This is a genomic window from uncultured Devosia sp., assembly GCF_964244875.1.
Classification (GTDB): Bacteria; Pseudomonadota; Alphaproteobacteria; order Rhizobiales; family Devosiaceae; genus Devosia.
Genome location: NZ_CAXTKA010000020.1, coordinates 1 through 12,194, shown reverse-complemented (window position 1 = coordinate 12,194; position 12,194 = coordinate 1). Strand labels below are relative to the sequence as shown.

10 protein-coding genes are annotated in these 12,194 nt (G+C 61.4%); 5 read left to right on the top strand and 5 right to left on the bottom strand.

All coding sequences use genetic code 11. The annotated features are described in order from the left end of the window. The first annotated feature begins 40 nt into the window (after positions 1–40). From ACFE8X_RS17095 to ACFE8X_RS17085, 3 genes are all read left to right on the top strand, one after another. Complete coding sequence (locus ACFE8X_RS17095) at positions 41–1,066, top strand: aldo/keto reductase (protein ID WP_375452706.1); 1,026 nt, start codon at positions 41–43, stop codon at positions 1,064–1,066. Positions 1,067–1,250: 184 nt separating this feature from the next. Beyond that, positions 1,251–2,180 carry an ArsR/SmtB family transcription factor gene (locus ACFE8X_RS17090; RefSeq protein WP_375452705.1) on the top strand — a complete coding sequence of 310 codons (930 nt, stop codon included), beginning with the start codon at positions 1,251–1,253 and terminating at the stop codon, positions 2,178–2,180. 100 nt (positions 2,181–2,280) lie between these two features. Then, complete coding sequence (locus ACFE8X_RS17085; protein ID WP_375452704.1) at positions 2,281–3,792, top strand: alpha-N-arabinofuranosidase; 1,512 nt, start codon at positions 2,281–2,283, stop codon at positions 3,790–3,792. Between the two features lie 128 nt (positions 3,793–3,920). On the opposite strand, the gene ACFE8X_RS17080 is transcribed toward ACFE8X_RS17085, so the two are convergent. From ACFE8X_RS17080 to ACFE8X_RS17060, 5 genes are all read right to left on the bottom strand, one after another. Continuing rightward, complete coding sequence (locus ACFE8X_RS17080) at positions 3,921–4,769, bottom strand: ABC transporter ATP-binding protein (protein WP_375452703.1); 849 nt, start codon at positions 4,767–4,769, stop codon at positions 3,921–3,923. Next, the gene (locus ACFE8X_RS17075; protein ID WP_375452702.1) at positions 4,766–5,779 is read right to left on the bottom strand and encodes an ABC transporter ATP-binding protein; all 1,014 of its coding nucleotides are present in this window, start codon (positions 5,777–5,779) and stop codon (positions 4,766–4,768) included. The genes ACFE8X_RS17080 and ACFE8X_RS17075 overlap by 4 nt, the downstream gene beginning before the upstream one ends. A 14-nt stretch (positions 5,780–5,793) precedes the next feature. Beyond that, entirely contained in the window at positions 5,794–6,651 is an 858-nt protein-coding gene (locus tag ACFE8X_RS17070; RefSeq protein ID WP_375452701.1) for an ABC transporter permease, read from the bottom strand. A 4-nt stretch (positions 6,652–6,655) separates the two neighbouring features. Then, the gene (locus tag ACFE8X_RS17065; RefSeq protein ID WP_375452700.1) at positions 6,656–7,660 is read right to left on the bottom strand and encodes an ABC transporter permease; all 1,005 of its coding nucleotides are present in this window, start codon (positions 7,658–7,660) and stop codon (positions 6,656–6,658) included. Positions 7,661–7,892: 232 nt separating this feature from the next. Beyond that, positions 7,893–9,797 carry an ABC transporter substrate-binding protein gene (locus tag ACFE8X_RS17060; protein ID WP_375452699.1) on the bottom strand — a complete coding sequence of 635 codons (1,905 nt, stop codon included), beginning with the start codon at positions 9,795–9,797 and terminating at the stop codon, positions 7,893–7,895. A gap of 297 nt (positions 9,798–10,094) precedes the next feature. Here ACFE8X_RS17060 and ACFE8X_RS17055 point away from each other — a divergent pair, with 297 nt between their 5' ends. Both ACFE8X_RS17055 and ACFE8X_RS17050 read left to right on the top strand, forming a co-directional pair. Then, positions 10,095–11,699, top strand: a complete 1,605-nt coding sequence (locus tag ACFE8X_RS17055; protein WP_375452698.1) for a beta-xylosidase — start codon at positions 10,095–10,097, stop codon at positions 11,697–11,699. 97 nt (positions 11,700–11,796) lie between these two features. Further along, a complete protein-coding gene (locus tag ACFE8X_RS17050; RefSeq protein WP_375452697.1) occupies positions 11,797–12,051 on the top strand; it encodes a CopG family ribbon-helix-helix protein in 255 nt (84 codons plus the stop codon). Positions 12,052–12,194 lie beyond the last annotated feature (143 nt).

Below are 12,194 nucleotides of genomic sequence, written 5' to 3'. Positions count from 1 at the left end.
ATTGCAGCTTTGGCGACAATCTTTCGGATCGGAACTTATCATGCGCTATAAACCGTTAGGCGGAACGGGCTTGCTCGTTTCCGAAATCTGCCTTGGCACCATGACTTTTGGCGGCGCCGGCTTCTGGACCGCGATCGGCCAACTGGATCAGACCGTGGCGGACAGCATCGTTGCACGGGCGCTCGATGCCGGCGTCAATTTCATCGACACCGCCGACGTCTATTCCGAAGGCCTGTCCGAGCAGATCACCGGCAAGGCCATGGTTAATTCGGGCCGCCAGCGCACCGATATCGTGCTGGCCACCAAGGCGACCGGCGCCATGGGCAAAGGCCCGAACGACCGCGGCTCGTCGCGCGGCCACATCATGGATGGGGTCAAGGCCAGCCTCAAGCGACTCGATACCGATTACATCGACCTCTATCAAATCCACTCCCAGGACCTGCTGACACCTGTCGAGGAAGTGGTGCGCGCCCTGGACGATCTGGTGCGCCAAGGCCATGTCCGCTATGTCGGCGTGTCCAACTGGGCCGCATGGCGGATCATGCAGGCGCTGGGCCTGTCGGACAAGCATGGCTGGGCGCGCTTTGAGACCTTGCAGGCCTATTACACCATTGCCGGCCGCGACCTGGAACGCGAACTGGTGCCCCTGATCGACGATCAGAAGCTCGGTCTCATGGTCTGGAGCCCACTCGCCGGCGGCCTGCTGAGCGGCAAATACGATCGCGACGGCAAGGGGCCCGACGGCTCGCGCCGCGTCAGTTTCGACTTTCCGCCCGTCAACAAGGATCGCGCCTTCGACGCTGTCGACGTGATGCGCGAGATCGGGGATGCCAAGGGCGTTTCGGTCGCCCGTATTGCCCTGGCCTGGTTGCTTCACCAGAAGCATGTCATGTCGGTCATCATCGGCGCCAAAAGCGTCGAACAGCTTGACGACAATCTGGCCGCAACCGAGGTCGAGCTGACCGCAGAGGAGCTCAAGCGCCTCGATACGGTCAGCGCCCTGCCTCCTGAATATCCCGGCTGGATGGTCGAGCGGCAGATGGTTGGCCGCGTTCCCGGTCAATAGCGGCTGTTTTCACTGCCCGGCTCGACGCTTGACGCAGGACGATCATGCGTCAGTGCCGGCCGGGATTTGGCCTGCTCGATCAGTGCCGCTTCAGGGCACTGGCCCTGCTGGCCCGATGCGTTTGATTCAATCACGAATTCTGATACGGTGTCATTCTAGCTTTAAATATGAAGTTATTTCCGCAATGAGTCGCAATTTTCTGGTTGTCGACCCCGAAGAGGACTTCGAGGTCCTTCGTGGCTTGGCCTCCACCATTCGCGTCCGCATCCTGAAGCTTTTGCACGTGCATGGCCCCATGAACGGCAATGACATCGCTGAAAAGCTGGACCTGCCGCAATCCACGGTCTCCACCAATATCCAGATCTTGGAGGAAGCCGGCCTGATCCGGACCGAGACGCAAAAGGCGCGCAAGGGCAACCAGAAGATTTGTCACTCCACTTTCGATGAAGTGCTGGTGATGTTCAAGGAAGACATTCCCAAGCAGCGCTCCAATGGCATCGAAGTGTCCATGCCGCTGGGGCTTTATACCAGTTGCGAGGTTTCAGCGCCTTGCGGGCTCTGCTCCAGCGAAGGCATTATCGGCCTGCTCGACGTGCCCGACACGTTCCTGGACCCGGATCGCATGAAGACCGGACTGATCTGGTTCACCCGCGGTTTCGTCGAGTACCAATTCCCCAACAATGCCAAGCTGGCGCAGAACAGGATCGAGTCCATGGAGTTCTCCATGGAGCTGTCCTCCGAGGTTCCGGGGACCTCGGCCGACTGGCCGTCCGATATCACGCTTTCGGTCAACGGCACCGAAATCGGCACCTGGATGTCGCCCGGCGATTTTGGCGACAAGCGCGGCGTCTATACCCCGGACTGGTGGAAACTGAAGGGCAGCCAATATGGCAAGCTCAAATCCTGGCGCGTCACCCACGATGGCAGCTTCGTTGACGGCGTGAAGATTTCCCCCATCTCCCTGGTCGATCTGGAGCTGGAAAATCATCACTCCATCCGCTTGCGCATCGCCGTCAAGGCGGACGCTAAACACCCGGGTGGCATCAATATTTTTGGCAAGGGCTTCGGCAATTACGATCAGGATATCGTGTTGCGGCTGGAGACCGAACGCTGACGCCGCGATGAGGATTTGTATCGTCCGGGTGCTTGCGCGCTCCGGTCTGCTGACGTACAAACGGCGCAACTGATATAGATCAGATATTTGGGAGGATACGATGAAGGCGACGGTTACGGCGCACAAGGATTATACCATCTCCAGGATCGACGATCGCGTCTATGGCGCGTTTCTCGAACATCTGGGCCGCGCCATTTATTCGGGAATCTACGAGCCTGACCACCCCAGTGCCGATGCCAATGGCATGCGCGGCGACGTCGTCAAGCTGGTCAAGGACCTCAATGTACCCGTGGTTCGCTACCCCGGTGGTAACTTCGTTTCCGCCTATAACTGGGAAGACGGCATCGGGCCGCGCGAGCAGCGGCCGACCCGGCTGGACCTGGCCTGGCACACTTCCGACAGCAACGCAGTGGGCATCCATGAATTCGCCGACTGGTGCGAAACCGTCGGCACCGAAATGCTGCTGGCCGTGAACCTGGGCTCGCGTGGCGTCGATGATGCCCGCAACTTCCTCGAATATGTCAACCATCCGGGGGGCAGCTACTGGAGCGACCTGCGCATCAAGAACGGCCGCAAGGAGCCCTGGAACGTGACCATGTGGTGCCTGGGCAATGAAATGGACGGGCCCTGGCAGGTCGGGCACAAGGATGCGACCGAGTACGGCAAGCTGGCCGCAAACACGGCGCGGGCCATGCGCATGTTCGACAGCAAGCTTGAACTGATCGCCTGTGGCTCCTCCAATGCCGACATGGCGAGCTATCCCGATTGGGAGCGCATCGTGCTCGAACATACCTACGAGCATGTCGACCACATCTCGCTGCACATGTATTTCAACAATCGCGAGAAAAATACCGCCAATTACCTGGCGCTGAACCACAAGCTCGATCGCTATATCGAGACCGTGGCTTCGACGATTACCCAGGTAAAGTCCAAGAAGCGGAGCAAGCGCGACGTCTATATCTGCTTTGACGAGTGGAACGTGTGGTACCATTCCAACAAGCAGGATCGCGTGATCCTGGACGGCAATAGCGGCTGGCCGCATGCCCCGGGCCTGTTGGAAGACATCTACAACTTCGAAGACGTGCTGATGGTCGGGCTGATCCTCAACACCTTCATCCGCCGCTCCGACGTGGTCAAGATCGCCTGTATTGCCCAATTGGTGAACGTCATTGCCCCGATCATGACCGAAAAGGGCGGCCCGGCCTGGGCGCAGACGATCTACTATCCCTATTACTTCGCGTCGGTTTTTGGCCGTGGCACTGCATTGCAGTTGGTGGTCAATTCCCCCGGCTATGACAGCACTCATGCCGATAACACACCCTATGTGGACGTGTCCGGCGTGCACAACGAAGAGGACGGCACGCTGAGCTTCTTTCTCGTCAACCGCCATGCCAGCGAGACCATCCCGGTCGATGTCAGCCTGCAGGGCTTCACCGCCGGCCAGGTCGTGGATCACCAGGTGATGACGCACAACAATCTCGAAGCGGTCAACGTCGCCCGCGACCAGAATGCCGTGGCCCCGCGCAAAGGCGAAGGCGCCAAGATTGAAAACGGCACGCTGACGGTGAGCCTGCCGCCCTACTCCTACCAGATGGTTCGCATCAAGGTTTAATCGCGACGCATTCGTTAGCAATCGGTGAGCATCGAAGTAGCCTTTTGGGCCACTTCGATGCTGCTCGCACGGGACTATGTCCCGCGTCGATATAATCATGATTTCAGATATGTATCGCCGAAGCGAATTTACCCGGTCGCCAGGTCCAGTTGCCGTTGCCGGATCGCCGCGGCAGCGGCTTTCGGGTCGGGCGGCAGCACCGCATTCTTAAGCGCGATCGAATAGGGGTGCTGTGGATTGTCCAATACGGCACGCGCATTCCCGCTTTCGATGACCACGCCCTTCTGCATGATGATGACGCGATCCGAAATGTAGTAAGCGGTCGCCAGGTCATGGGTGATGTAGATGATCGAGACCTTGAGCTCGTCGCGCAATTGCCGGAACAGATTGACGATCGACATGCGCAGGCTCGCATCGACCATGGAGACCGGCTCGTCGGCGACGATCAGCTTGGGCGACGGGATCAGCGCCCGGGCAACCGCGACGCGCTGCAACTGCCCGCCTGACAATTCGTGGCTGAACCGGCCCTTGATCTCGGCCATGGACAGCCCGACCCGCTGCAGCGCCTCGTCGCTGATCCGCTCTTTTTCGCCCTGCGTGTCGGCGCCGGCAAAGCGATGGGCGGTAGCGAACAGATAGGCATCGACATGGGTTAGCGGGTTGAACGCCTCGAAGGGGTTCTGAAACACCGGCTGCACCTTGGTCATGAAGGCTTCGCGCCGGGCGCGCGTGCGGATGGCGCCGATATCGGTACCATCGAACACCAGGCGGCCGGCATTGGGCACCTCATTGCCCAGGATCATCTTGGCGATGGTCGATTTGCCCGAGCCGGACTCCCCCACCACGGCAAAGATCTCCGGCTTGTCCGCATCAAGCGAAAAGCTCACATCGTTGACCGCCTTGATGGTCGCGCGCGAGAACAGCCCGCCAACGGGATAGAGCTTGGTGACGTGGTCGAGTTCCAACAGATTGCTCATCGCACGCTGATCTCCCCGGCGCGGAAACAGGCGACGCGGCCGCCGATCGCGCTCGGCAACATTTCGGGCACCTCCTTCGAACAGCGCTCGATGGCAATCGGACAGCGCGGATGAAACCGGCAACCGCTGGGCGGATTGGCCAAGCTGGGCGGCCGGCCCGCCAGGCTCTTGCGCGTGGTGACATCGCCGATGCGCGGCAGGCTCGCGATCAGGTGGGCGGTATAGGGATGCTGCGGCGTGTCGAACATGGCCTGGGTCGGCCCCTCCTCCGCCAGCCGCCCCGCATACATGATGGCGAGGCGGTCAGTGATCGCGGCATGGACGGACATGTCGTGGGTGACGAACACCACGGACGAGCCGAGCCGAGCCTGCACGTCCTTGATCAGCCCGAGCACGTCCTGCTGCACCAGCACGTCGAGCGCCGTGGTCGGCTCGTCGGCGATGATGAATTCGGGTTCGCACACGGTCGCCAGCGCGATGGTGACGCGCTGGCGCATGCCGCCCGACAGCTGGTGCGGAAAGGCCTCGAGCACGTTCGGATCCAGCCCCAGGCGCTGCAGATGCGCTTCGACGCGCTGGCGGAACGCGGCGGGATCGAGCCCCATATGGCGGTAGGCAAAATCCTTGAAGGCGTGCTTGATCCGCCGGACCGGGTTGAGCACGCTCATCGAGCCCTGCATGATGTAACTCAGGTTCTGCCAGCGCGCCGCCTTCATCTTGGCTGGCTCGCGATAGACGTCGATCTGCCGGCCGCCGAAATCGAAATTGACGCTCCCCTCGATCACCCGCATCGGCGGGCGGATGGCGCCGGCCAGGGTCTTGATCAGCGAGGTCTTGCCCGACGAGGATTCCCCGGCAATGCCGTAAACCTCGTTGCGCCGCACGGTCAGGCTGATACCATCGACGGCACGGACTTCCCGGCGCACGCCGAAATGCTCGTTGATGTAATAGGCCTTGAGGTCCTTGATGGTGAGGACGTCGGGGGCGACGACTGCTGGTCGTTCAGTCATGATTTGCGCCATCTTCACGCCCCCATCCGTGCGAGCCGGCTGCGCGGGTCGATATATTCATTGACCGACATGGCCAGCAAAAACAGGCCGAGGAACAGGATCACCACGGCAACCATGGGCACCGCGATCCACCACCAGATGCCCGCGACCATGGCCGAATGGGCGTTGGCCCAATAGATCATGCCGCCGATGGTCGGTCGGTTGATGTCGGAAAACCCCAGGATCGACAGCGTGACCTCGAGCCCGATGGCCCAGATCAGGTTGTTCATGGTGGTGAAGAAGACGATGGGCATGACATAGGGCAGGTGTTCGCGAAACAGCACCTGTCCGGTTCGCATGCCCGAAAACGCCGCATGGCGGGTAAACTCGCGGGTGCGCAGCGACAGCGCGACCGAACGGATCAGGCGGCTGTCGTGGGTCCAGCCCAGCATGGCGGCGGTAAAGGCCAGCACCGGCCAGGTCATCTGGTCGCGCAGCACGAACACCAGCAGCAGCAGGATCGGGATATTGGGCAGCGCCCCCAGCGTATCGTTGAACGCCATGATGATCTGGTCGGTTTTGCCCCCGACATAGCCCGACACCAGCCCGACCACGATGGCGATGACGCGGCTGATGGCGGCAACCAGCACGCCGAACAGCAGCGTATTGCGCATCGAGGCGGCCAATTGCCAGAACATGTCCTGCCCGCGCGAATTGGTCCCCAGCCAGAACTCGGCCCCCGGCGGCATGTCGGGAATGACGCTATAGGTCGCCATTTCGTCATAGGGGGCGAAGAACGAGGCCGCGACCAGCGCCAGGATGATGGCGATCATCAACGTTCCGAACAGGAACTCGCGATTGTAGCGCAACAGGTCGACAAGGACTTTGAACATGGCGCTATCCCAGTTTCACGCGTGGATCGATCAGCGGATAGGCGATGTCGATGATGAACACGGCCGCCGCCACGGCGATTACCGAGAACGTGGTGACGCCCAGCACCAGGCTGAAATCGCCCGCGTAAATCCCTGCGATCATCAGCTTGCCGATACCGGGATAGTTGAACACGAACTCGACGATAACGGCGCCGCCAAACACATTGCCCAGGCTGAGCGCAAGGCCCGTGACTTGCGGCAACATGGCGTTGCGCGCCACATATTGCGAAAACACCTTGCGCGCGGGCACCCCGCCGAGTTCGGCATACACCACGTAGTCATCGGTGACGATATTGCTGACCAGTGAGCGCATCGACACGAACCATCCGCCCATGCCCACCAGCACCAGCGTCAGCGCCGGCAAGATGCCGTATTGGATCACCGATGAAATATAGGTCCAGCTGAATTCCTCCTGCAGGTTGAGCTGGGCACCACCGCTGATCGGCAGGATGGGCCAGAGATAACCGAACACGATCAGCAGGGTCAGCCCGATGATGTAGGTGGGGATGGGCTGCAGCGCCATGATCAGCAGGCCCACCACCTTGATCGAACGGCTGTCGCGAAAATAGCCGGCCACGGCACCGAGCAAATTGCCCAGGCACCACGAGATGATGGTGGCCAGCGTCAGCAACCCCACCGTCCAGGGCAGTGCCCGCCCGATGATGGTCATGACCGGGGTGGGAAAAGCCGACAGCGACGGCCCGAAATCGCCCCGGATCACCCGGCCCCAGAACAGGAAATATTGCGAGATCAGCGACCCGTCGGTGCCGTAGAGCTCGCGCAGCGACTGGCGCAGGATTTCGACGGCGCGCGGATCGGTCGCGCCAAAACTGGTCAGCAGCGACATGGTCTGCTCCACCGGATCGACCGGCGAGAAATGCGCGATCAGGAAAGCCAGGGTGACGCCGGTGACAACGACGAACACGAACTGGCCGAAGCGCTTGGCGACATAGACGAGATAGCCGTTCATATGCATTCCGATCGGCGGGTAGCGGAGAAGGAAAGATCGGCCGCTTGGTCGGTCCCTAATTTTTAAAAAGGCCCCCTCATCCGCCTTCCGGGCACCTTCTCCCACAAGGGGAGAAGGGGCGCGGTGATTGCTACGCACTCGGCGCCCACCCTCGCCCCTTGTGGGAGAGGGTGGCTTGGTCCGCGTTCAGCGGGCCGAGCCGGGTGAGGGGTTGGGATCCCGCATCTTGCAACTAAGGCTTCGGCGCTTCCGGGTTGGCCTTGAGCGCCACCACCATGTAGCGCAGGTTGCTCCAGTTTGGGCCCGAGGCGGCATAGGGGTTCGATGCGCTCGGATAACCGGTCCAGTAGGTGGTGTCGAACGGGGCGAACTTGTTGTAGGCCATCAGCGGGATCATCGGCATCTCTTCGACCGCGAGCTTGAGATAATCGATGCCGAGCGCCACCACTTCGGGCGAGTCGAAGGCCAGTTGGCGGTTGCGGTCGATCAGGGCGTCCAGCCGCGGATCCTGCCAGCGCTGCAGGTTGCGCGGCGGCTGGATTTCACCCGTGGGCTTGATGAAGTCGCTTCGATAGCTGTCAAGAAAGAAGCTGAGATCGGGATGGCCGCCCCAGGTCTCGACGGTCCAATAGATCGCGGTTTCGAAATCGCCTGTGCCCAGGCGCTGCCCGTTGGTCGGGCCGGCGACATCGACGGTAGCCTTGATGCCGGCCTGGCTCCACTGTTGGGCAATGGTGGTGCCGGCACGGGCCAGGGTCGGAATGGCGTCGCCCTCGACCTGCACGCGGATTTCGAACGGCGTGCCGTCGGGCTTGAGCCATTGGTTGCCGTTCTTGGTGAACCCGGCCTTTTGCAGCAATTCGGTTGCCGCCTGCACGTCCTGCTTCCACCAGCCGAAGCCGAAGATGCGCTGCAATTGCGCCTCATCGGTCGGAATCTGGTCCGGCCACTGGTTGCGCACCATATTAGCCAGCTGGGTCGCCAGGGTCGGATCATAGGGCTTGATGGTGCGGGTGCCGGTATTGAGCTCGAAAGCATTGAGCCAGTCCTGCATCGGCACGAAGTAATCGTCCGGCGCCGAGCCGGTCGGCGGCACACCGAGCGCGGACAGGTTCGCGGCCCCGCGATAGGAGCCGAGCGCCACGGCGCGAATATCGATCAACAGCGCCAGCGCCCAGCGCACGTCCTTGTTGTCGAACGGCGGTTTTTGCAGATTGAACAGCACCGATGGCAGCGTCGGATCGGGGTGGGCGAACGGGAAGCCCGGCAGCCACGCGGCAGCCGTGGGATTGTCCTTCATGATCGAGAACATGCCCTCGGGAGCGATGTCATTGATCACGTCCAGATTGTGATTGCGCTGGGCGATGACGCGCGCTTCGGGATTGCCCGAGGCGGCATAGGTCACGTACTTGACCTCGGGCGCAGTCTGCTGCGTCATGCCGATCGTGGTGCGCTGCCAATCGTCGCGCAGCTTCCAGATCGCCCAATTGCCGCCCTTGTCATAGCTGTTGAGCACATAGGCGCTCAGCGACACCGGCGGGTTGAAATTATAGGCCAGCGGGTCCTCGACCTTTTCGAAAACATGCTTGGGCATCATCCAGGCGGCATTCCAGCGCACGGTGAAGAGGCTGTGAAACCGGGAGTTCGCCGCCTTGAGATGAAAGATCACCGTATTGCGGTCCGGCTGCTCCATGCTGGCGACATTGAGCGAGAACGGCGCGCTCCAGCCCATGCCGGGGTGATCGATCTGGGTCTGGACGGTATAGACCAGATCGTCGGCGGTGAACTCCACCCCGTCGCTCCAGAACACGCCTTCACGCAGCTTGACCGTCATCTGGGTGAAATCGTCATTATAGATCGGCGGCTCGGTGGCCAGCGCATTGAGCCATGCATCGGGGCCGCCTTCGGGGTTGATCCACCACAGCGTATCGGTGGTCAACTGCTGCAAGCCGTTGACATTGGCGCCGCCGCCACCGCCCGGCGCCCACAGGTTGAACCAGTCGGCGTTCTGCACCGTCGGTCCCTGGATGATCAGCGTCTCGTTGCGCGGAATGCCGGCGATAAAATCCTGGCCCAGAGCCGGCAGCGCCAATAATGACGCGACCGCTGCCAGGGCAATCTTCTTGAACAGCCTCATGCGTTTCCTCCTCGCGGCTCGCAGCGCGAGCGCTTTTGATCCGGGCCGGCAAGGCCCGCCCCTGCACACTCCCCTGCCCGCGCCGCCCTTAAGGGCATTTCAGACTCCCCGCAGGCAGCAGGTTCGTTGATCTTTATCGACAATTTTGCGCTGCACGGCAACCGCTAGATTCGAAATCCCGGCAAATTCTGCCAGTTTTCCCAATGATCGCCGCGAACGGTGTCATGGTCGGCGATCGTATTATTGACAAAGACCTGTTTTTGCTTAGCTTGCCGCGCACCGCTCAGAGGAAGCTTTATGACCGCCCCCATCCAAGTGACGACCACCATCCATGCGGACCGCACCACCGGCGCCTATCACCAGCTGTGGAACTGGTTCGGCTATGACGAGCCGAACTACACCTATTCCCCCCATGGCAAGAAGCTGCTGGGCGAGCTGACCGCGCTCAGCGCGACCGCCCCCTTTATCAGGACGCACAACCTGCTGACCTCGGGCGATGGCGTGGCGGCGCTCAAGTGGGGCTCGACCAATGCCTATACCGAAGATGCAGACGGCAAGCCGGTTTATGACTGGACCATCATGGACAAGATTTTCGACACCTATGTCGAGGCCGGCAATATCCCGCTGGTGCAGATCGGGTTCACGCCCGAGGCGCTCTCCGATTTCGAAGGCGACTACAAGCACCATTGGGAACCGGCCGACAAATACGCCACCATCGTCACCGGCTGGGCCTCCCCGCCCAATGATTTGCAGAAGTGGGGCGACCTGGTGTTTGCCTGGGCCCGGCACCTGGCCGACCGTTATGGCGAAGAGCAGGTTTCAACCTGGCCCTGGGAAGTTTGGAACGAGCCCGACGGCCATTACTGGCTGGGCACCATTCCCCAGTTTTGCGAGATGTACGATGTCAGCGCCAAGGCGGTGAAGCGCGCTTTGCCCAAGGCCCGCGTCGGCGGTCCCCACACCTGCGGTGCCTTCTCCAATCCCAAGGCGCAGAAGTTCCTGCGCGAGTTCCTGCAATACGTGGTCGACCACGACTCGCCCATCGACTTCATCGCCTTCCATGCCAAGGGCAATCCGGTGATCTGGCAGGATCATGTGCGCATGGGGCTGCACAAGCAATTGCGCGATATCGAAACCAATCTCGACATCATCAACGAGTTCCCCAGCCTGACGCACCTGCCCATCGTCATCGGCGAAAGCGATCCGGAAGGCTGCGCCGCCTGTTCGGCGCGCGTGCATCCCCAGAACGGCTATCGCAATGGTCCGCTTTACGGCGTCTATGTGGTGGAAAGTATGCTGCGCACCTATGAGCTGGCCAAGGCCAAGAACCTGCATATCGAAGGCGCGGTGACCTGGGCCTTTTTGTTCGACGACCAGGCCTGGTATGACGGCTTTCGCGACCTGGCCACCAATGGTGTCGACAAGGCCGTGCTCAACGGCTTCCGCATGCTCGGCAAGCTCGGCGGCGACTGGCTGGAAACCCAAAGCAGCCACCGCCGCGACATCGCCGACATCATGGAACATGGCATCCGCGACGAGCCCGACGTCAACGTGGTCGCCACCGGCGACGACACCGGCGTCAGCGTCCTGGTCTATCACTACCACGACGACGATGCCGCCGGCCCCGATGCCGAAATCACGCTCTCCATCGAGGGCTGGGGCAACCGCACCGCCTCCCTCAAGCACTACCGCATGGATGAAACCCACTCCAATTCCTTCGGCGCGTGGAAAGCCATGGGCAAGCCCGAAAACCCGCAAGGCGCCGACTACGCCAGGCTGGAAGCCGCAGGGCAGTTGGCGCAGATCGAGGATGTCGCCAGCGTGGTGGTCAATGGCGGCAAGATCGAGTTGCGCACCACGCTGCCCCGCCAGGGCGTATCGCTGTTGCGGCTAGACTGGTAGGTCGGGATCCGGGTGCGCCGTTCCCAAGGGGCGCGCTCATCTTCATCATCCCCGGTTTGTTGTTCCAATTTCGAACGAGACCTGGCATTCTCGGCGCATGACGATAACGCTCGATATTCCCGACGACCTGAAGGCGCGCATCGATGTGATCGCTGCGCGATCCAGCCTGTCCGCGGCCGAGGTGGTCGCCGACGCACTGGAGAACGGCCATTCGATCGAATGGCAGGAGCGATTTCTCGACAAGATCGCGCAAGGCATTGACGCCGCCGACAAGGGAGAGTTCGCCTCCCCCGCCGACCTTGCCCGCGTCGTGAACAAATACCGCGCAAGCGTTGCGGCCAAGTTGGCATGATTTGAGGCTCCCTGCCTTTGAGGGCGGCGCCATCACCTCTAATCAGCGCCCAGCGCAAAATGCCTCGGTCGACACCTCCCCCTGACAGGGGGAGTGTTTACATTAGACTTGGAAAGGATTCTTCTCGGCTCGCTGGAATAGTG